Below are 20,646 nucleotides of genomic sequence, written 5' to 3' on the forward strand. Positions count from 1 at the left end.
TCAATTGATAGTGTACCGAATCGGTACTTGGTGCCGCAGAGCACGAATAAGAAAAGGAATACATTACTAATACGCCATAAGGCGAGGGTGAAGCCTGGCCTTATTAAAGAGAAAACAACGAAGAAAGGGAGTTCTTGACATGGTGCCGCATAAGAAAAGCCCTTTTCAAAGGGTTTGTCTCTCCCTTTCCCCCAGCCGCCGGAGGCATTCTTCCCTCGATCTGCCGTTCACCGGGTAAAATCGGACCGTTCACCTAAAAAAGAGCGCGGTTGCGCAGTTCTTTGAATACATGATATTTATTCAACGCGAGCCTTTCCATGACGGGAAACGCATTTCAGAAGGTTGCGGTCCGAATTTGAGACGGACCTTGCAGACACAACCATAGATCAGGAGAACAGACGATGAGTGAAGAGAAAAAGATCGAGACGCTGCAAAGAGAGGGGCAGATATTCGAACCCGATACATCCATGCAGGCCGAGGCGTGGATTCAGAACATGGACGCCTATGACGCGGCCAATGAACGGGCACTCACTGATCCTGAAGGGTATTGGGGCGATCGGGCCAAGGAATTACTGACCTGGTTTTCCGATTTCGATTCAGTGTTGGAAGCGGACTATGAGAAACCCGAATTCAAATGGTTTTCGGGCGGCACGACCAATGTTTCATATAACTGCCTGGATCGACACCTGACAGATGGCCGACGGAACAAGGCCGCACTTATCTGGCAGGGAGAACCGGAAGAAGACACCCGGGTATATACCTATCAGATGCTGCATACCGAAGTCTGCCGATTCGCCAATGTCTTGAAAAAGAAAGGCGTGAAACGGGGCGATCGGGTGGCACTGTATATGCCCATGATTCCTGAGTTGGCCATTGCCATGCTCGCCTGCACCAGACTCGGCGCATTACATTCAATCGTGTTTGCGGGATTTTCCTCCATTGCCCTGCAATCGCGTATCGAGGATTGTCAGGCCAAAGTGCTGGTGACAGCGGATGCCGTACTGCGTGCGGGCAAGACCATTCCGCTCAAACCCAATGCAGATGAAGCACTCAAGGACTGCCCGTCTATGGAACAGTGCATCGTGGTGCAACGGGGCGGCAATGAAATTTCCATGGTGGAAGGCCGGGATTCCTGGTGGCATGATGAAATCAATGCTGAAGATATCACGTCCGAATGTGATTTTGAAAAGATGGATGCGGAAGACCCGCTGTTCATTCTGTACACATCCGGCTCCACGGGCAAACCCAAAGGCGTGCTGCACACCACGGGCGGCTACCTGACCTATGCGGCCCACACCACACAATGCGTTTTTGATATGAAAGACGATGATGTCTATTGGTGCACGGCGGATATCGGCTGGATCACCGGACATTCCTATATCGTCTATGGCCCGCTGGCACTGGGTGCCACATCTGTCATGTTCGAGGGCGTGCCGAGTTACCCCAAACCAGATAGATTCTGGCAGATCGTGGACAAGTTCAAGGTCAATATCTTTTACACCGCCCCCACGGTCATCCGTGCGCTCATGAGAGAAGGCGAGGAATGGACCAAAAAGTATGATCTGTCCTCGTTGCGGCTGCTCGGGTCCGTGGGAGAACCTATCAATCCCGAGGCATGGCTCTGGTTCCACAACAATATCGGCGGCGGCAAACTGCCGATCGTGGATACCTGGTGGCAGACCGAAACCGGGGGCATCATGATTTCCGCCATGCCATATGCCACCCCGCTCAAACCCGGGTCCGCCACCAAAGCCCTGCCCGGTATTTCCGCCAAAATCGTGCGCCGGGACGGATCAGAGGCCGATGCCAATGAAGGCGGCCACCTCATTATCGACAAACCATGGCCGGGGATGCTCCGCAATGTCTGGGGTGACCCGGATCGGTATAAATCCACCTACTTCGCAGGCTTTTCCGAAGCATATGAAGCCGGGGATGGCGCCCGGGTCGATGAAGACGGGTATTTCTGGATCATGGGCCGCCTGGATGACGTCATCAACGTGTCCGGCCACCGCATGGGTACAGCGGAAATCGAATCCGCATTGGTGGCACACAAGGATGTCACTGAAGCCGCAGTCGTGGGAATGCCACACGATATCAAAGGTGAAACCATCTATGCCTATGTCACTCTCAAATCCGATCTTGAACCGGACGATGACATGATAAAGGAATTGAAAACCTGGGTGCGTAAGGAGATTGGTCCCATTGCCACCCCGGAATTCATCCAGTTCGCGGACGGCCTGCCCAAGACCCGTTCAGGGAAAATCATGCGCCGGGTCCTACGAAAGATTGTCGAAGGCTCCAACGACTTCGGCGATACCTCGACTCTGGCCGATCCCGGTGTGGTCACCGATCTGGTCGAAGGCAACAAGGACCTTGTCGGCTAATAATTCACTCGCAAAAAAAAGGCTCCGTACAACAATACGGAGCCTTTTTTTTGCTCTTTGGGAAGACTGCGGTTCACCAGGAAACCGCCGTCCCAAAGAGAAAAGACGGACGAGACAACGGGTAAAAGGCATCAGGGTCTAAGCTGACTCAAAACCATCCCGACAAGCATGAGTCCACAGCCGATCAGGGCACGCATGGTCAGAACTTCGCCGAGCATGAGACAGCCGCCAATGACGCCGAACACGGATTCAAGACTGAGGATGATCGCGGCGTGCGCGGGTTGGGCATCCCGTTGGGCCACAACCTGAAGGGTGTAGGCCACGCCCACGGACATGAGTCCTCCATAGGCGATTGACGGGGCTGCACCGATCAATCCGGTGAGGGTAATTTCTTCCGTGGCGAACGCGCCGACCATGCTCAAAAAGGCACAGGCAATGAACTGTATCAGGGACAATTTGAGCGCGTCCACAGCATCCAGTCCCGGTGAAAGTTTTCCGACAAGCAACACATGCCCAGCCCAGAAAACCGCGCTGACCAACACCAATAGATCGCCAAAGGAAATGGTCAGATCCGACGTTACGGAAAGGAAATACATACCGACAACAGCCAAACCGGCTCCAATCCAGGTGCCCCATCCGGGCTTCTGGGCCAGAAGCAATCCGAAAATCGGCACAAAAACAACGTAAAGTCCGGTGATAAATCCGGCTTTTCCAGCTGTGGTGGCCTCGAAACCGAATTGGGTGAGCACTGGTCCGGCCAGTCCCATCTGTTGCAGGGACGCGCCGACAAACAAGGCGATACCGAGCAGCCCTCCACCGACAAGCATCTTTCGACCACTCGCACCGACACTCGTTGTCGGTCGATTTTTCTGCATGTGCACAACCAGAGGAATCAGCGCCACAGCACCGAGAGCGAAACGGATACCGTTAAATGTCAACGGTCCGACGTGGTCCATGCCCACGCGTTGGGCCACAAAGGCCAACCCCCAGATGACGGCGGTGATGAAAAGCAGAATGTCTGCACGAAGGGTTCGGGAATTCACGCGTTGATCTCCTTTGAAACGATCAGCGTATGTACTGCATTCAAAGACCGTCGGCAAGGACGAAAGGCTTGGTATTATGCGGAATCTTCCTCTTTGGCCGCCACCTGGTCCACCGCGGCATTGGCCTGTTCGGCCAGCGACTTGATCATGTTCAGCAAATAGGGTTCGGCTTCGGGCGACCCTTCACGAGGTGCCCAGTCAGGGACATTCTTGTCGTGCTCCTGCGTATAGGGTCCGGTCTTGGTCTCGAAAATCAGGGTATCCTGCTTGAGGGGAATATACGTGTGATAGACATGGGGAGCCACGTCAATGCCGAAATTTTCCGTCCCGGGCTGAAGCAGCAGGGTTTTCTCGATATCTCCTGCATCCGAAAACTGGATGAAAAGCACTGAGCCAGCCATGACCAGCACCGTTTCATCCTTTGGCGGATCAAGATGGCGATGGGGCATGATATATGTCCCGGGCTGCATGGCGTTGAACATGCGATGAGACAGCGCATCATGAGACGAATGCAACTTTTGCAGCATCCGTTTGCGCGCACTGTCCCTGGACCGGGCCAGCAGATCGCCGACCATGGTCAAACTCAAGGGAGTAACCGCACCCTCCGGTGCGTCCATAGCCACGGGAACATCAGTGGATTTATGTGTCATGGGCAAGAGATATCCTGCCCATGCACTTTCGGCAAGCCGACTAATCCAGCTTCAATCCAAGCAGTGACAATTCAGAATAGGTCAAATCGATATCGCGCGGTTCGACACGGGACGACTTGTAGAAACGAGGGGACTTGATGACCTCGACCTCGGCTCCGGGACCATCGTCATCCACGAACCGTCGATCGGCCGCCAACACACACTCGCTGTCCGGCAACAATGCTTCCGCAATATCCTGCACCCGTTGGGTGAAAAGGGCGGGATTGCTCCGATACAAAACGTCATAATAGACCCGATCGTTTTTCACGGCTCGCGCAAGAAGCAACAGACATTGTGCGCAGCGGGTCGCGACCAGCACCGGCATCACCCGAAGAGGGATGTGATCGTCAAAAAACGGCAGATCATACGGAGCCGATTGAGCACGGATCTTGACCGGATCAACGATCAGCTCCAAGTTGTCATACAGCTTTCCCTGTTTGCGCCACAGCAAGCGTTCCTCATCAAGAACGTTCATGCCAAGGGATTTGAAAAATTCAATTCGTTTCGGAGAAAGGGAAAAAACCGTGTACGTGGTTTCGGGATCGGCAGTGGCCATTTCGAGCATTTTGCTTCCCAACCCGTTTTTCCGATATTCCTTGCGAATATACCAGGATGTGAAGTTGGTGAATCGTTCCCAATATCCATCAATGATGCGATGGGAACAGATATGCCCATGAAAACCGACAACCGCTCCGTTGTCATCAGCAACAATACCGAAATCCGGTTTTCCGGAACACCAACCATGAGTGAAAAGAGCACGCCATCGCTGTATTGAAAAAGCTGGATTCATATATGTATGCAGCAGTTCACAGATGGCGTCAAAATCATTCGGTGTGGCTCGACGCAGTATGGCAGTCATTAAACTTCCTATTTTGGTTGCGGCCAGATAGCGGCCGGAACAAGCCATGTAACGCCAGTATGAAAAGTGGTCAAGGCGAAGATGTCTTCGACGAATTGCCACGCATCCTGATCCATTTCAAGATGATGGGTCAACAGACATGTCGGTTCGCTTCGATCAACGGTACCAAGCCGTTTTTCCTTGAGATGCTGGACCAAAGATTGGAGACAACGCTCCAATCCGGCAAACCGTGCTTCCTTCTTTTTCCACGTCAGGACATCACAATGCGCGTCAGCCACACGCAAGCCAACGGGCGGTGTGGGACGATCTTTCTTGTAGCTGGCGGACAGCCCTCGAAATCCCAAGACAGGCAGGTAAAACAACAATTGCGGATCGATGCGATTCCACGGCGGAACCAGAGCCGGAACAAAGCGGCTTTTGAAAAGTTGGCTGAGTTTGAGCATCCCGTCACGTAACTCATCAAGCACCACGGACTTGGGCCGATGTAGCCCCAGCTCCCATGCCCCCATGCCCGAACCGGACGGAGCGTGATTCACATGGGCATATCCATGTTGCAAAATCCAGAGATGCGCTGCCCCGGAGACGGTTTTCCTGAGAGACTCTCCGGCCCGGGCCGGAATGGTCGCCAATCCGCACGGGACGTCATACTGATCGCTGAGACGGATCAATCGATCCAGCTCCACAGTCGGTTCAGCCGCGTCATCATCTCGCCACCACAGTTCAACCGGCAGTCCGGCTTTTTCGTAGGCATCGAGTTCCTGTACCAATATGTTCAAAGTGTCGTGATTCATATCCTCCTTTTGTAGCAAAGGTTCCTCACAAAAGCCACCGCACCGCTGGCGTTTTCGCGCGATCCATGGCAGGACATATTCCGAAGAAGGGAGCACTATGAAACCACCCCACAATAACATCATCTGGAACATGACACGAAAGTGTAATTTCCGGTGCGAATATTGCTATTTCCCACACGATAATACCCCGGTGACCGAAACGTTGCCCGCCGAGCGAATCACCGCATTTCTTGACAGCACCGGCGACACGTGGAAAGTCGGACTGACCGGCGGCGAACCTTTTATCTATCCGAATTTCGTTGATATCTGCGAAACGCTCACGGCATCGCACATCATCGGCGTGGACACCAACCTGTCCATCTCGTCCAAAGTCAAAGAATTCGCCGAACGCATTGATCCCAAACGAGTCCACAATCTGTATGTGGCCCTGCACATCGAAGAACGAGAACGAGTCAAGGGCGTGAACGCCTTTATTCGAAATGCACAATGCCTCATGGACGCGGGGTTTGAAATCATCGTCAATTATGTGGTCCATCCGACCCTGGAAGATCGATTCCAAACCGACCGGACATTCTACGCGAAGCATGGCATCACCATCACTCCCCGGCCATTTAAAGGCGAATATGAAGGACGTCGATACCCCGAAGCCTATGGTGACCGGGCACAGATCATTTTCGGCGACCATCCCGAACAGGGCAAGAAGGTGGCATTCAATTTTCAGGGAGTTCCCTGCTCGGCCGGACGAACGCTCCTTCGCATGGAACCTGATGGCACCATTTTTCGCTGTCCGGGCGACAAGACCGTGCTCGGCAACGTCATGGATGAGGTCCGTCTCTACAAGGGAAATGAACCGTGCATCAAGAAACGGTGTCCCTGTCGGGGGTTGGACCATGTCCAACTGACCGACTTTGAGGCCCACATGGTGGACGGCATTCAATTTGCGGTGGTCGCCGACAACGAGCGTTCCCGGACAGCCTTCACCCAGGCTGCCGACCTGCTCCCGGGCAATCCGTGCGTCGAGAACAACCTCGGCGTCCTTGCCTGGCGTCGCGACGATCATTCCCAGGCCCGTTCTCATTTCGAAGTCGCCCTCACACAGAGGCCGGACAATGCGTTGTACCGAGCGAATCGCGACGGCGCACAGATTGCCGACGCGGATTTTGATCCACAAATATGCCTCGATGTAAATTCTGATGTGACAAAGTAGAGGTAGCACCCGACCCGGATGTCGGGTACAGGTTCATGAGGGGTCCTTTCTGGACAAAATAGACACAAGACGATAGTATCTCGCCGCAATTGAAACCGGACGATATCACTGATTTTCAAGGCCACAAACACACGCTATGGAATCAAAAGCATACAATATCCTGATGTACTCCCATGACACGTATGGATTGGGACATATACGACGCACCATGGCCATTGCCCGAAATCTGGTCGCCCCGGATGTCAACATCCTCATTGTTACCGGATCTCCCATTGTCGGACGATACACCATGCCCAAGGGCATTGATTTTGTCCGTATGCCCGGCATGATAAAAAAAACCAACGCCATCTATGTTCCGCACTCCATCAAGGTCGATCCCAAAATCGCCATTTCCATCCGAAAAAACATCATTTCCGCCACGGCCAAGACGTTCAAGCCGGACCTCTTCATCGTGGACAAGGTGCCGACCGGACTCAAGGGCGAAGTGCTGCCGACGTTGAAATGGATCAAGAAAAACTTGCCATGCACCCGGGTGGTGCTTGGATTGCGGGACATTCTCGACGATGCAGAATCCACTCGTACGGATTGGAAACGCAAACGATTTCCCGAAGTCCTGCGAGACCTCTATTCCGAAATATGGGTCTACGGGTCCAAGACCATGTACGATCCCATCACCGAATACGCCTTTCCTGACGATATCGCGAAAAAAACGATTTTCACGGGCTATATTCCCCGCAAGGCCCCCCGGACCCGCAAGGTCAAACGCAAGCACAAACAGGTCGTGGTCACCATCGGCGGTGGCGGTGACGGATACAACGTGCTGGACACCTATCTGAGAATGCTTGAGACAAATGGGACAGTGGACTTCAAGACACTCATGATTACCGGCCCGTTCCTTTCTCCCGAACGACTCGACGAACTGGCCGACCGGGCACGCGCCATCAAGGTACAAATCAAGCCATTTGTCCGCAACATGGAAAAACGCATAGCCAAGGCCGACCTGGTCGTTTCCATGGGCGGCTACAATACCATGTGCGAAATTCTCTCGCTGAAAAAACCCGCCCTGATCATTCCACGCGACACGCCGCGTCTAGAGCAGCTTATCCGCGCCACGGTCTTCAAAAAACAAGGCCTGTGTGATTTCATCAAATGGGACGATGTTTCCCCCGAAACCATGCGGGAAAAAATCAACGCCCTGCTGGATGATCCAACGCCGTACACCACACAACTCGAAACATTTGCCATGACTGGGCTCACGGTCATGCGTGATCGACTCGAATACTACCGAAAAAACTGTTCCTGATGACTGTTGAAAAAGGCACGAATCCAAAGGGGCGGGCACGATCACGCCCGCAACCGAATCACAGCAATCCTCCGGCTGCCGCCCCCAAAGACTCGCCTCTTTTTGAACAGTCGTCTCCCACAACCAACGAAAGAGACGCCTCCCGATGACCACACACACAAAAAAGACCACACTGGGCATGGTACTCAAAGGGTATCCCCGTATTTCCGAGACATTCATTTCCAATGAAATCAAGTTGCTTGAAGAGATGGGATTCAAAATCCACATCTATTCCATGCGCGCCCCCCGTGAAAACTTTGCCCACAAATCGATCAAGGAAATCAAGGCCAAGGTGACGTATCTTCCTTCGTCCATGATCTGGGGACTTCCGGCCTTTTTATGGTATAATATCAGATTGTTTTGCAAAATGCCCAAACGGTACATGGACTGCATCAAGCTCATGAAGTCCCGTTTTGCATTAGCTCCCAAGAAACACACTTGGATCAAGCACCTGCTCCAGGCCGGGTATATCGTCCAGAAATCCGTAATCGACGACGGGGTGGACCTCGGCCATCTGCACGGCCATTTCGCCCACACGCCGACCACGGTGACCATGTACGCCGCCTTTCTCGCCGGGATTCCCTTTTCTTTCACGGCCCATGCCAAGGACATTTACACGCAGGACCCTCGACGCATTCAGGACAAGGTGGATCGGGCAAAATTCGTGGTGACCTGCACCAAATACAATGCCCGCCATCTCGAAAAAACCATGGGCGGCTCGAAACCCATTCACTGCGTGTATCACGGTATCAATCTCGACCTATTCTCACCCAATGGACGAAGCACCTCGGCCAAAACCCCGTATCACATCCTCACGGTCGCCCGATTCGTGGAGAAAAAAGGATTGGATACCGTACTCATGGCGCTTGCCAAACTGCGAAGTGAAGGGCTGGATTTCCGCTACACATTGGTGGGTGAAGGCAAAGCGGAGTTCAACCGGAAAATCAAACAACTCGTCCACGATCTCGGGCTGGACGACATCACAACCCTGACCGGCACCATCACGCACGAAGATGTCATCCAACTTCTCGGATCATCCGACTGTTTCACTCTGGGCTGTCGCGAAGCCAAAGACGGCGACCGGGACGGCATCCCCAACGTGGTGGCCGAGGCCATGGCAACAGGTGTGCCGGTCACGGCCACCGAGGTTTCCGGCGTTCCGGAACTGGTCGTCCACGAAGAAACCGGCCTGCTGTGTCCCTCCAACGACGTGGATGCACTGGCAACAATCATTCGCCGCGCTCTGACAGACGACGAACTGCGAGCACACATCATTCCAGCCGCCAACACACAGGTCCACACGCTTTTCAACAACAAGCAGCTCATCCGCACGCTGGGAGAAATATACAAATCCCATGGTGTCCCCTGCACCAAATAACATGATAAAGGTGCCGGAACAGGAAAAATCCTCACCCCCTGATACATCGTGGGCAATTCCAACCGGACGGCTGACGTCAAACCAGACTTTGACTCAATGTCTTTTGTATGGGAAATTGCCCCATGTTCAACTTCTCGCAGATCATGTCCGAAGAACATATCAAACGGGCAATCAAGGACGGTGCGTTCGAACACCTTGCCGGACAGGGAAAACCCTTGCCCAAGGATGACACGGAAAACCTGCCGCCCGAACTCCGCATGGCATACCGCGTGTTGAAAAATTCCGGCTATGTCCCCGCTGAAATTGCTGAAGAAAAAGAAATAACGCGCACCATTGATCTGCTGGCAACCATGAAAGATGAACAGGAACGGTATCGACAGATACAAAAGTTGAACGTCATGATACTGAAAATGAATGAACGGCGCGGCCGTCCCATCATCCTGGATACATCGGACGAATATTATCGACGCATCGTCGAAAAAGTACGGATCGCAGAAGAACGATTCGACACCACCCATAAAAAACAACGAGAACATCATGCATAAATTCGGAATGGTCGCATTGATCGGCCCACCCAATGCAGGGAAATCCACCCTGATGAACACCTACCTCGGACAAAAGGTCGCCATTGTGTCGCCCAAGCCGCAGACCACGCGCAATCGCATCAGCGGCATCCTGACTGAGGAAGAGGCCCAGATCGTCTTTCTGGATACCCCAGGCATCCACCAGTTGCGTGGCAAAATGAATCGATTCCTGCTGGAATCCGCCTGGAGCGCACTGTCTTCAGCGGATGCAGTCGTGGTCCTGATCGACGCCGCGCTCTACTGCGCCAAGCCCCACTTGTTGGACAAGGAAATCGTCCCGCTGGTCAAACCCATCGACGAATCCGGCAGGCCGGTCCTCATTGCCATCAACAAAATCGATCGGATCAAGGAAAAGGACAAATTGCTCCCGCTCATGGCCCGTGTGGCCGAGATGTGGCCCAAAGCGGAATACATCCCGGTTTCAGCACTGCGAGGCAAGGGCACGGACCAGCTCATGGACCGTATTCTGTCGCTGCTCCCCGAGGGACCGCCCATGTTCCCGGAAGATCAGGTTTCCACCGCGCCCATGCGATTCATGGCCTCGGAAATCATCCGCGAAAAACTGTTCTATTCGCTCAGGCAGGAACTCCCGTACTCAACTGCTGTCGAGATTGAACAATGGGATGAAGAGTCCCGCGAGGATCTGATTATCATCAATGCGGTCATCTACACGTCACGCAAAAGCCACAAAGGCATGATTATCGGCAAACAGGGCGCCAATCTGAAACGAATCGGCACTGACGCCCGCAAAGACATCAGTGACCTGACCGGATCAAAAGTCCACCTTGAATTGTGGGTCAAGGTCCGCGAAGGCTGGACAGAAGATCCTGGATTCCTTCGGGCCATGGGGCTTGGAGAATAGGCCGGTCCCGACTCCGGGAGACTGAGGGGAACAGAAAAGACAACACCATGGTCCTTCTAACAACGAGGTGGTCATGTTTGCAGTTCCGGTTCATCGCGTTCGACCGCTGGCAGGAATACTCTTGCTCGCAATGGTCTGGTGCGGTCTTTTCTCATCCCGGCCAGCCGTGGCCCAGCAACCCCCTGACCACTTCACCGCCGTCATTCTCGCAAATTTCCCCCCTCTGTACATAACCACACGAGAAGGGCAGCCGGACGGTTTTGCTCTGGACGTTCTCAAGGCCGTGAGCAAACAGGCCGACTTCGAGTACGAGCTGCTCGTCGTCAACAATTGGGTCGAGGCCATTGACGCCATCGTCTCGGGCAAGGCCGACTTCATCCCCGGCATTGGCCTGACTGCCCCCCGCAAGAAACACTTCCTGTACACGGATGTTTTCGAAACCGTATCCATCTCCTGCTTTGTCCGCACGGATTCCACGGAAATTTCACGCATCGAAGACCTGCCTGGACATCGGATTGCCGTCATTGACAAAACCCTGCCGCAGGCACGGCTCGGCACTGTCCCCGGCGTCACTCTGCTCTCATTCTCCGATGTTGATGAAGCCTTGTTCAGCCTGTTGTCCGGCAAGTCGGACGCCCTGTTCTTTGCCGAAGCATTTGTCCAGCAAAGGGCGCGCGAAATTGGCATTGAACACAAGGTACGGGCCTTGGAAAAACCATTTCTGGAAGTCAAGCGCGGCTACATCCTGCCCAAAGACCGGACCGCCCTTCGAGACCGGCTGGACACGGCATTGCATGCTTACATGATTTCATCGGATTTCAACAAAACCTATCTCAAATGGCGTGGCGGCCCCACTCCATACTGGACAGCGCATCGTGTCGCGTCAGCCGGACTGATTATCCTCATTCTCACGGTCATCGGTTTCTCATTCTGGCGATGGATTTCAGTCTCCAGATTGAACACCCAGCTGCAACAATCCATGGATGAACTGGTGGAAACCCAGACCCAATTACAGGCCCGGGAAGCCCAGCTCATCACGGCCAAGGAACATGCTGAAGCGGCCAGCACCAGCAAAAGCGAATTCCTGGCCACCATGAGTCATGAATTGCGCACACCCCTCAACGGTATCATGGGGATGCTCCAGCTCATGACGCTGGAAAAACTTGAACCGACCCACACGGAATATGTGGAGACCGCACTCCAATCCTGCAAAAACCTGGCTCGCCTAATCGGCGACATTCTGGACCTCTCCAAAGTCGAGGCGGGCAAGATGGAACTCGCGCTTATTCCATTCAACCCAAAACATTTATTGGAATCCGTGCGGGATAGTGTCGTCCAACTGGCCCGGGAAAAAGAACTGACGCTTTCCCTGACGCTTGATGACGATGTGCCGGAATGCGTGATCGGCGACCCGGCCCGACTGCGACAGGTGCTCATCAATCTGGTCGGCAACGCCATCAAGTTCACGGAACAGGGCACGGTGTCGATTGAGGTCACCCAGCACCCTTCACAGACCGTGAAAACGACCCGACTCATTTTTTCGGTCAGCGACACGGGCATCGGTATCCCCGAAGCCATGCAACAGGAAATTTTCGGCGCGTTCACCCAGGTTTCCGGGACCGCAAAGGCGTTTCAGGGAACAGGACTGGGGCTGCATATCGTCAAACAACTCGTCACGCTCATGGATGGCGACATTGCTATCACCAGCACGGAAGGACACGGAACGACCATCACCTTTTCCGCCACGTTTGAATTGGACGAACAGGGACGCACAGATTCTCCGAAACCGGACACACCATCCGGGCAGGACATCCAGCCCCGGCACATCCTGATCGTGGAAGACGAACGGGTGAATCAGATCGCCATCAGCAAACTGGTGGAACGATTGGGACACACCACCGACCTGGCGACGAACGGGAAAATGGCTATGCACATGCTGATGGACACCCATTTCGACCTGATTCTCATGGATATCCAAATGCCCATCATGAATGGCATTGAAACGACTCGCCGGATCCGCTCTTCATCGGAAAAAAGAGTGAGAGAAGTACCGATCATCGCTCTCACCGCCCACGCAATGAGTGGAGACCGGGAAAAATTCCTCACCGTGGGCATGGATGACTATCTGGCCAAACCCGTGAGCATCGACCGGCTCAAAACAATTCTTGAAGCCCTATTCGCCACGTAAAAGGCCGCTGCGTCCATTCGGATGCAACGACCTCAAAGAATTGCGTTGAAGACGAATTAGTCAGCGGACTTTTTCCCGTGTTCAACGATGTAGGTCATCCACTCTTCACGATCCACCGCACGATCCGCATTGGTATCGATCTCGTCAAAAAGTCCCAATTCACCATTGGGAAAAGCCACCAGGAATTCCCCTTTGGTCATGGTCCCATTCACGTCCACGTCCAAGGCATTGAAACACACATCATAATTGGGACTGGCCACGCAGGGTTGGCCTGCCAAGAGCAACAGAAAAACCACACCGAATACTTTTTTCACAACGCCTTTAAACCGCACGAGCTACCCCTCGATAAATCCGGTCAAGACCTTAATGAGCTTATCCAGGGCCTCTTTTTCTTCAACTTCATTATCCAAGGCTTCAGCATAACACCTGAGCATATAGCGTTTCAAAATCAACTTGTTGGCCGACTGCAAGGCGGACCGTACCGCACGGACCTGTACCAGAATATCTTCGCATTCCTTTCCAGCCTCGATCATGCCCTGAATTCCCCGAACCTGACCTTCGATCCGCTTCATGCGGGACAACACATTCTTCTTGATCTGCTGCTCTTCACTCATTGATGCTGTTTCCATGTCTTTCTCCTCGATTTGGATCAGGTTCCCGTTGCCTGTCACGACTGTTTACCATACGATCGTATGGTATAAACCGTTGCTCACAAAAGGATGTAAACATGTCCATATCGCCGTCACAAATATATATTCTCAACCTGTTGGAACTGTGTGTTACCATCTTTCGCGGCCCGAACTCGACCGGCTGGACCCAACTGGCCCACGCAGGAGTGCCTGAACTCCTCCGCCATGTCCAGCAAAACCCCGAAAGCCTTAAATTGCCTATTCAGGAGCTGGGAAATACACTGATATCCCCAAAAAAAGCCGACACCGCCGAACTTGAAACCGAGTACGTCCGGTTATTCATCACCAGTCCGAACGGCGTACCCGCTCCGCTCTATGCGTCCTGCCACCTCGATACCACGCCGCGCACCATGGGGCAAAGCGCTGTGGATATGCAGGCTCGACTGCACCAGGCCGGACTTGAAATCGCTATGGCATCCAATGAACCGGCAGACCACCTCACCATCGAACTTGAATACCTCTATACCCTGCTGGCACAGGGATGGTCCGCTTCTCCGCAAGACATCCGGGACAGCAAGGATTTTGCCAGGGCCACCATGCTCCCGTGGGTCCGCACATTCCGCACGGCCCTGCTTTCGGCACACCCGCATCCGGTCTTCGAACACGCGGGCAACCTGCTGGTGGCCGTGCTCGAAATCGTGGCCGACGGTCACTGTCGCGCATCATCCTGACGCACGGCCGACCTGAGCACATCCAGGAAATCGGCATCCGGTTCAAAATATCCACGCCGAATCAGCTCAATGGTCCACGAGCCATCCCCTTCCGCCCGAACCAGATAGGCCAATGGCAATTCGGCCTGTCCCAGACAGTCGAAAATCTGCCCGCTCTTATCGGAAAACAACGGATAGGCCACACCGTGCTTCTTCTTGAAGCGCACCACGGCCTGATTGGAATCATACACCCCAAGCCCGATGATCTTGAGCTGCCCGGCCAGCACGGGATCGCTTTCCACATCCTTGAAAAACGCCGACAGAAGACGGGTTTCCTTCACACAATCGTTACACAGGGTATTGTACAATTGAATCAACACGAACCGGGCGGACAATTCGGATAATTGCAGCCAACGGGTTCCTTTGGGCAATCCCAGATAGTCCCGATCAGCGTCGCCGTTCAGCACCGCCACCCGGCAGGTCGGGAAGGCATCACCCACGGCCAGAATGTGCGGTTCGTCCTCCACTCCCTCCACCTGCCGAGGGTACGCGGCTTTCCAGGCATGAAAACCCGCCGCGTACCGATACACGTTGGTATATCCGAGACGCGCTGCCCAGCGCGCCGCAATGCCACTGCGCAGTCACCTGAAGCTGCGGCAATACACCACCACCAGCCGGTCCCGGATCGGACCGACCACGGCCTCGAATTCCATTCGGCGGGCCTGAGACAGCTCAAGACGATCGCCGAGATCAAAAGCCATGTTCACCGCCCCCGGAATGTGTCCAGCGGCGAATTCATAATCGGCCCGGGCATCGATGACCAGCGGGTTTGCCCCGGATTCCAGCAGGGCCTTCAGTTCCTCGGTGGCGAGAAGCGCGTATCCTTCCTGTTCGGCTTCGGCCTGTGCATCGGCCCACCAGACCGCATTGTCATCCGCATGAACCGGAACACTCCACACCACGCACGCGGCGAGGAGCATGAAGAAGATGGTTGATGGCTGTATCCACATAAATGCTCCCCGCCTTGCGGTGTGACGTGTGGCCGATTCATTCGGCCACTTTCAAGAGGACGTTATTTGTTCGGGTGGACTTCGTAGGTATTCTCCGCACCGAACTCGTTGGTGGCTTCCAGATAAAACACATTTTTCGCATCGGGAATCATATCCATATACAGATAATACGCCTCGCCAGCTCGGGCACCGGTTGCGCAGGAAAAGACGATCGGCTTGTCCGTGGGGATATCCGACGCCTTCTTTTCAACCATATCGACCGGCATGTTGATGGCGGTCGGGAAATGCCCGGCAGCGAATTCCTCGGGGTCCCGGACATCGATCAGCAGAATGGAATCCGGATTGTCTTTAATCGTGGCGAGGAACCACTCGGTATCCACTGCACCTTCAGCCGCACCGGCCTTGACCGCAGTGTCTGCCCCGCCAAACATCTCCTTCCAGCCGGGATACCCGGCTTCGGCGACCATGACCTTCGTGTACCCGAGGTACCGGGCCTTGATGGCGGACTTGTGGGACAGGGCACAGGCGTGTCCGCCACAATAATAGATCAGCGGGACATCCCCTTTGCCGATCGGCAACATGCTTCGCTTGTCGGCAAATTCCCTTTCCGGGATGCCAATGGCGGACGGAATCGCACCGGCCAGGAACTTCTGATATGGACGGGCATCGACCAGCATGTACTTTTCACCCTTGGTCATCCGGGCATGAAGATTTTCCAGCCCGATGGAATAATACAGGGCGCGCTTCTTGTAGTCCGGGAAACCGGCGGCGTAGACATGGACATTGGTATAGCCAAGTTTCTCTGCCTTCCAGGCGGCCTTATGAGAAAGCCCGCAGTGGAATCCGCCACAGTAGAAAATCACCATGTCATTCTTGTCGGCGGGCAACCTGTCCACCAACTTGTCGAATTGACTGGTGGGGATGGAGACCGCCGTCGGGATGTATCCATCCACATATTTGGGTTTGTAGGGCCGGGAATCCACGATCATGACACCTTTCGGTTTGGGCATGACGGCGTATTTGGCCACAACGTCATATTCCACAATGGAATGAAATTCCTTAAATACGGGCTTTTTGGTCTCCTCAGCCAGACCGACCCCGGCCATGGCCACAACGGCACAGGCCAGTATTACGGCAATACTCACTAATTTCCTGAACATGACACACTCCCTTCCTTGCTGTTCATAGCTATTTTGTCCCAATGGGACATCATTCTCCGGACACATTTCTTTCCGAAATTTCCTGACGGTCGGTCCTGATCTTTTCCCACCACAGACGGTGATGGTGCTTGGCGTATGTTCCGGGCACCTCGCCGGTGAACATGGATTTGAATCCGGGCCGCTCCTCCGGCGAAATGGCCGCCATGTACACATGGACCAACAATCCGGCAAAAACCACGCCCACGGCAATGAAATGCAAGGTGATAGCCCACCCGACCAGCCCTGTGGCTGCGGCCCCGAACGTCCGATCGGACAGGAAGAGGATCACGCCGGTCACGGCAATGAGCACACCGCCCACCACACTGGCCTGGGCAAAGGCCTTCTGGCCCATGTTGTAATATCCCTGATCCGGCAGTTCCGGGCTGAGGCCAATCCATGCCAACGGCTTGGGACCAACGGTCATGAGCACCATTTTCTTGACTATCCACGCCATGTCACGGACCGGACTGACCGCAAAGACCTCGGCCAGAAAAAACCGTGCTCCAGCAAAATTGACCACGAGATAGACCACAAATCCGATCAGCCACAACAGGCCCAGCCCTTCATGGATGGCCAGCAGATTTGCCCCGCCCCCGACCATGGCCCGCAGGGCCTCCGGGTACCCGGACCCGAAAGGATCGATGGCCGGGTGCTGAATCAGTCCCACGCCGGTCAGCAGCAGAAGCAGCCAACACACCGCGTTGAACCAGTGGATGAATATATCGGATCGGTCATGCCGCTTGTAGGTACGATCAGGCATCGGAGTCCTCCTTGTGTCCCGAAGTGGACGCATCGTCGGTCCCGGCAAACAACTGACGGCCCAGCATGGCAAGCACCCCCAGACCGGACAGGGCAACAATCCCCTTGACCAGCGGCGCAGCCTGCTTCATGGCGACCATGGACGCGGGAATAACGGCTTCCCGTCCCCAGTCAGCCGGACCGGGGTTGCCGAGATAGAACATATTCGGTTTGGTATCTGTGGTGGCCGCCACGCGGGTCAGTCGATCCGCATTCTTGCGATACAGCCGACCGGCTTCGCTTTCGGGGTCGTTGATGTCACCAAAAACCCGAGCCTTGGTGGGACAGGTATCCACACACGCCGGAGGCAACCCTGCGGCCCTGCGCTCGGGGCAATAGTTGCACTTGTCCGCCTTGCGCTTGACCGCATTGCGAAACCGCGCGTCATACGGACAGGCCGGAACACAGTTGCCACACCCGATGCACAACCCTTCGTCGATAACCACTTCGCCAGTGGCCATATCCTTGTATGTGGCTCCCGTGGGACACGCCTCCACACAGGTGGGGACATCACAGTGCATACACGCTCCGGGTTGAAACCGGGCGGTCTGACTCTTGGCACCAGGCACAGGTGTCTCACTGAGCGGTTTGATCCAGTTGCGCCACTGCCCTTCCGGGACCTCGTTGGCGACCTTGCAGGCAACCACGCACGCCTTGCAATCGATGCACTGAGCCGCGTCAATAACCATTGCGAGCTGTTGCGCCATCACGCCACCTTCCTTGTTACAGAGACAAACGTCGTGTGCATCGAAGCATTACCGGTAATTGCATCATAGTCGTCCTCCAACAGCGCATTGATGGACGCGCCATTGCCATGGGACAGGGTCTGCATAGTGGACAGGGTATTGTATCCTGAAAGCATGTACACCGTATCCTTCCTGATCCTGTCAGTGACTTCCGCCACCAATTCCTGTCTGCCCACGGCACTGGAAACTTCGACCAGATCGCCGTTCGCGATACCGAGTTTCCGGGCGGCCTCGGTATTGAGCCACAGGGTATTGGTGGGATTCAGTTCGTTGAGCACCCTGTTGTTGATCGTGGATGTCTGCGTCACCGACGCATCCCGCCCCAGCACCAGACGAAACCGGTTCTCCGGGACAATGGTCGGTGGGGTATACACCGGCATGGGATCAAGCCCCATCTGGGCATACCGCTGGTTGTACAGCTCCACTTTCTTGGACAGGGTCTTGTAGATACGGCCATCATAGATGCCATAGACCTTGGACGGGTTGTAATAGACCCCGTCCCGGTCCATGACCTCTAGGGCCTCGGGAATCTCGCGGGTCTGTTTGACGCGAAATTCATCGATGGTGAAATCAAAATATTCGCCCAGGTCCAGCCGCCCGGCAATGCCCTTCATAATGTCAAACAACGGTCGGGATTCGTAGAGCGGCTCGATCACGGGATCACGTTTGACCACACAGGCGCAGGCAACGGACCCCTGCAATCCGGCGCACGGGTCGGTACGTTCCAGATAACTCTGTGACGGCAGGACCAGATCCGCATACCAGGCCGTATCGGACATGGCGATATCCACCACGGTCACGAAATCCATGGACTGCATCATCTCGATGGTCTTCTGCCGATTCGGAGCCGTGCCCATGGGGTTGGTCTTGTACACGAACCACCCTTTGACGGGATACGGATCCTCGGCCAACACCGCGTCCCGGGTCACGAGAAACGACCCTTCATGCTCGAACATCATGGGCACCGTGTGGGCGTCGATCCGGTCTTCCTGATTCTCGTCATACCACGGCGCGTCATAGGGCACGCCCTTGAGCCCCACCTGTCTGGCCGCCAATAGCCCACCGGGACGGTCCCAGTTGCCAAGCAATCCGTTGACGATGGCGAAACTGCGACGAATCTGGGTAGAATCCTCATAGTCCGAAGTCCGCCGTCCGGGATACACCATGGCCGCCGGAGCCGCAGCAGCCAGTTCCCGGGCCATGCGCGTGATGTCTTCCGCCGGAATCCCGCACTGCTCCGCCGCAAAACCGGGCGTGTACTGTTTGACGTGTTCAGCGAGCTGCTCAAGCCCATAGGTCTTTTCCGCGACCCATGTGGCATCATAGAGCTGTTCGCCGATGATGACGTGAGCCAGTGCGAGCATGAAGGCCATGTCCGTTCCCGGCCTGATGGGATACCACGCATCCGACAGGGCCGCGGTCTTGGTATACCGGGGATCGAGCGTCACCAGCGTACACCCTTTCTCGCGAATGGCTGTCATCAGATCAATGGAATCCGGAGTGACCAATGCCTCGAATCGATTGGCACCGGCCATGATGATGTATTTGGAATTCAAGACGTCCGCAAAAGGGACTTCTCCGTAAGTGTCGAGAAATGCCCGATTGCCGGACACCAGACACAAGGATTCGTGCGACGTGACATTGAAGGAACCGTAAACCTCGGCAAACCGGCTGACAAACTGGGAATGCAGATCGGTCCCGGCAGAGAACAGATGGCCGCAGGGGGTATATTTGGCGCGGACCGCCTCCATCTTTTGGGCGGCCATGTCCAGGGCTTCATCCCATGGAATACGCTGCCATTTACCTTCGCCCCGCTCCCCCACGCGCAACAGTGGGTGCTTCAACCGATCCGGATCATAGACCTGATCGATGCCCGCGTTGCCGCGTGCGCACAACATGCCGCGAGATTTGAGGAATTGCGGATTGGGATCGAGTTTTCGAATGACCCCGTCTTCCACTCGGGCAATCACGCCGCATTTATTGAAACACATATCACAGGCCGAGAATCGGGCATCCCAGGCCGGAACTGCGCTCGATGCTGCCTGCGCTTTTTTCAGGCCTCCCAACACAGCCGGACCGCCAACCGCCCCGGCCGCGACCAGACCAGACGCCTTGAAAAAATCGCGACGAGACATTTTCTGTTCAGAATTCGACACGTCAAACCTCCGGGTATCCACCTATGGACCGTGGGTATCTCAGATTCCCCGGCATCCCGCCTTCCCTCGGG

19 protein-coding genes are annotated in these 20,646 nt (G+C 54.9%); 8 read left to right on the forward strand and 11 right to left on the reverse strand.

Annotated features, from left to right (window positions below):
* Positions 1-401 precede the first annotated feature (401 nt).
* Complete coding sequence (gene acs, locus GO013_RS13670) at positions 402-2,384, forward strand: acetate--CoA ligase (protein ID WP_163812045.1); 1,983 nt, start codon at positions 402-404, stop codon at positions 2,382-2,384.
* Positions 2,385-2,515: 131 nt separating this feature from the next.
* On the opposite strand, the gene GO013_RS13675 is transcribed toward acs, so the two are convergent.
* The 4 genes from GO013_RS13675 to GO013_RS13690 form a co-directional block, all read right to left on the reverse strand.
* The gene (locus GO013_RS13675) at positions 2,516-3,427 is read right to left on the reverse strand and encodes a DMT family transporter (protein WP_163812047.1); all 912 of its coding nucleotides are present in this window, start codon (positions 3,425-3,427) and stop codon (positions 2,516-2,518) included.
* 74 nt (positions 3,428-3,501) lie between these two features.
* Positions 3,502-4,077: a WbuC family cupin fold metalloprotein gene (locus GO013_RS13680; protein ID WP_163812049.1), complete on the reverse strand. Its 576-nt coding sequence runs from the start codon at positions 4,075-4,077 to the stop codon at positions 3,502-3,504.
* Between the two features lie 40 nt (positions 4,078-4,117).
* On the reverse strand, positions 4,118-4,975 hold the full coding sequence (locus tag GO013_RS13685; protein WP_163812051.1) for a GNAT family N-acetyltransferase: 858 nt from the start codon (positions 4,973-4,975) through the stop codon (positions 4,118-4,120).
* An 8-nt stretch (positions 4,976-4,983) separates the two neighbouring features.
* Entirely contained in the window at positions 4,984-5,766 is a 783-nt protein-coding gene (locus GO013_RS13690) for a polysaccharide deacetylase family protein (protein ID WP_239057874.1), read from the reverse strand.
* A gap of 97 nt (positions 5,767-5,863) precedes the next feature.
* Here GO013_RS13690 and GO013_RS13695 point away from each other — a divergent pair, with 97 nt between their 5' ends.
* The 6 genes from GO013_RS13695 (at position 5,864) to GO013_RS13720 (ending at position 13,327) form a co-directional block, all read left to right on the forward strand.
* The gene (locus GO013_RS13695) at positions 5,864-6,973 is read left to right on the forward strand and encodes a radical SAM protein (RefSeq protein WP_163812052.1); all 1,110 of its coding nucleotides are present in this window, start codon (positions 5,864-5,866) and stop codon (positions 6,971-6,973) included.
* A 136-nt stretch (positions 6,974-7,109) separates the two neighbouring features.
* Positions 7,110-8,276, forward strand: a complete 1,167-nt coding sequence (locus GO013_RS13700; protein WP_163812054.1) for a glycosyltransferase — start codon at positions 7,110-7,112, stop codon at positions 8,274-8,276.
* A gap of 145 nt (positions 8,277-8,421) precedes the next feature.
* Complete coding sequence (locus tag GO013_RS13705) at positions 8,422-9,693, forward strand: glycosyltransferase (protein WP_163812056.1); 1,272 nt, start codon at positions 8,422-8,424, stop codon at positions 9,691-9,693.
* A gap of 122 nt (positions 9,694-9,815) precedes the next feature.
* Positions 9,816-10,238: a DnaJ family domain-containing protein gene (locus tag GO013_RS13710; protein WP_163812058.1), complete on the forward strand. Its 423-nt coding sequence runs from the start codon at positions 9,816-9,818 to the stop codon at positions 10,236-10,238.
* Complete coding sequence (era, locus tag GO013_RS13715; RefSeq protein ID WP_163812060.1) at positions 10,231-11,139, forward strand: GTPase Era; 909 nt, start codon at positions 10,231-10,233, stop codon at positions 11,137-11,139. Before GO013_RS13710 ends, era begins: the two co-directional genes overlap by 8 nt.
* 73 nt (positions 11,140-11,212) lie before the next feature.
* A complete protein-coding gene (locus GO013_RS13720; protein WP_163812062.1) occupies positions 11,213-13,327 on the forward strand; it encodes a transporter substrate-binding domain-containing protein in 2,115 nt (704 codons plus the stop codon).
* Between the two features lie 56 nt (positions 13,328-13,383).
* Here GO013_RS13720 and GO013_RS13725 read toward each other — a convergent pair whose 3' ends face one another.
* Both GO013_RS13725 and GO013_RS13730 read right to left on the reverse strand, forming a co-directional pair.
* Positions 13,384-13,659 (reverse strand): EF-hand domain-containing protein, encoded by a 276-nt coding sequence (locus tag GO013_RS13725; RefSeq protein WP_163812063.1) that lies wholly within the window; start codon positions 13,657-13,659, stop codon positions 13,384-13,386.
* Between the two features lie 3 nt (positions 13,660-13,662).
* Positions 13,663-13,956 (reverse strand): metal-sensitive transcriptional regulator, encoded by a 294-nt coding sequence (locus tag GO013_RS13730; protein ID WP_163812065.1) that lies wholly within the window; start codon positions 13,954-13,956, stop codon positions 13,663-13,665.
* Between the two features lie 98 nt (positions 13,957-14,054).
* On the opposite strand from GO013_RS13730, the gene GO013_RS13735 reads away from it, so the two are divergent.
* Positions 14,055-14,687 carry a molecular chaperone TorD family protein gene (locus tag GO013_RS13735; protein WP_163812067.1) on the forward strand — a complete coding sequence of 211 codons (633 nt, stop codon included), beginning with the start codon at positions 14,055-14,057 and terminating at the stop codon, positions 14,685-14,687.
* Here the strand turns inward: GO013_RS13735 and GO013_RS17440 are convergent.
* The 5 genes from GO013_RS17440 to GO013_RS13765 form a co-directional block, all read right to left on the reverse strand.
* Positions 14,666-15,676: a rhodanese-like domain-containing protein gene (locus tag GO013_RS17440; RefSeq protein WP_271121196.1), complete on the reverse strand. Its 1,011-nt coding sequence runs from the start codon at positions 15,674-15,676 to the stop codon at positions 14,666-14,668. The two genes, GO013_RS13735 and GO013_RS17440, sit on opposite strands and share 22 nt — an antisense overlap.
* A gap of 62 nt (positions 15,677-15,738) precedes the next feature.
* The gene (locus GO013_RS13750) at positions 15,739-16,836 is read right to left on the reverse strand and encodes a rhodanese-like domain-containing protein (RefSeq protein WP_163812073.1); all 1,098 of its coding nucleotides are present in this window, start codon (positions 16,834-16,836) and stop codon (positions 15,739-15,741) included.
* A 49-nt stretch (positions 16,837-16,885) separates the two neighbouring features.
* Entirely contained in the window at positions 16,886-17,635 is a 750-nt protein-coding gene (locus GO013_RS13755; RefSeq protein ID WP_163812074.1) for a cytochrome b/b6 domain-containing protein, read from the reverse strand.
* On the reverse strand, positions 17,628-18,380 hold the full coding sequence (locus GO013_RS13760; RefSeq protein WP_203529619.1) for a 4Fe-4S dicluster domain-containing protein: 753 nt from the start codon (positions 18,378-18,380) through the stop codon (positions 17,628-17,630). Before GO013_RS13760 ends, GO013_RS13755 begins: the two co-directional genes overlap by 8 nt.
* Entirely contained in the window at positions 18,380-20,554 is a 2,175-nt protein-coding gene (locus tag GO013_RS13765) for a molybdopterin-dependent oxidoreductase (RefSeq protein ID WP_163812132.1), read from the reverse strand. Before GO013_RS13765 ends, GO013_RS13760 begins: the two co-directional genes overlap by 1 nt.
* Between the last annotated feature and the right edge of the window lie 92 nt (positions 20,555-20,646).

It is taken from the genome of Pseudodesulfovibrio sp. JC047, from assembly GCF_010468615.1.
GTDB lineage: Bacteria > Desulfobacterota > Desulfovibrionia > Desulfovibrionales > Desulfovibrionaceae > Pseudodesulfovibrio.

Coding starts and splice junctions, on each gene's coding strand:
- acs (WP_163812045.1), top strand. CDS start 402: ATGAGTGAAGAGAAAAAGATCGAGACGCTGCAAAGAGAGGGGCAGATA.
- GO013_RS13680 (WP_163812049.1), bottom strand. CDS start 4,077: ATGACACATAAATCCACTGATGTTCCCGTGGCTATGGACGCACCGGAG.
- GO013_RS13685 (WP_163812051.1), bottom strand. CDS start 4,975: ATGACTGCCATACTGCGTCGAGCCACACCGAATGATTTTGACGCCATC.
- GO013_RS13690 (WP_239057874.1), bottom strand. CDS start 5,766: ATGAATCACGACACTTTGAACATATTGGTACAGGAACTCGATGCCTAC.
- GO013_RS13695 (WP_163812052.1), top strand. CDS start 5,864: ATGAAACCACCCCACAATAACATCATCTGGAACATGACACGAAAGTGT.
- GO013_RS13700 (WP_163812054.1), top strand. CDS start 7,110: ATGGAATCAAAAGCATACAATATCCTGATGTACTCCCATGACACGTAT.
- GO013_RS13705 (WP_163812056.1), top strand. CDS start 8,422: ATGACCACACACACAAAAAAGACCACACTGGGCATGGTACTCAAAGGG.
- GO013_RS13710 (WP_163812058.1), top strand. CDS start 9,816: ATGTTCAACTTCTCGCAGATCATGTCCGAAGAACATATCAAACGGGCA.
- era (WP_163812060.1), top strand. CDS start 10,231: ATGCATAAATTCGGAATGGTCGCATTGATCGGCCCACCCAATGCAGGG.
- GO013_RS13720 (WP_163812062.1), top strand. CDS start 11,213: ATGTTTGCAGTTCCGGTTCATCGCGTTCGACCGCTGGCAGGAATACTC.
- GO013_RS13730 (WP_163812065.1), bottom strand. CDS start 13,956: ATGGAAACAGCATCAATGAGTGAAGAGCAGCAGATCAAGAAGAATGTG.
- GO013_RS13735 (WP_163812067.1), top strand. CDS start 14,055: ATGTCCATATCGCCGTCACAAATATATATTCTCAACCTGTTGGAACTG.
- GO013_RS13750 (WP_163812073.1), bottom strand. CDS start 16,836: ATGTTCAGGAAATTAGTGAGTATTGCCGTAATACTGGCCTGTGCCGTT.
- GO013_RS13755 (WP_163812074.1), bottom strand. CDS start 17,635: ATGCCTGATCGTACCTACAAGCGGCATGACCGATCCGATATATTCATC.
- GO013_RS13760 (WP_203529619.1), bottom strand. CDS start 18,380: ATGGCGCAACAGCTCGCAATGGTTATTGACGCGGCTCAGTGCATCGAT.
- GO013_RS13765 (WP_163812132.1), bottom strand. CDS start 20,554: ATGTCTCGTCGCGATTTTTTCAAGGCGTCTGGTCTGGTCGCGGCCGGG.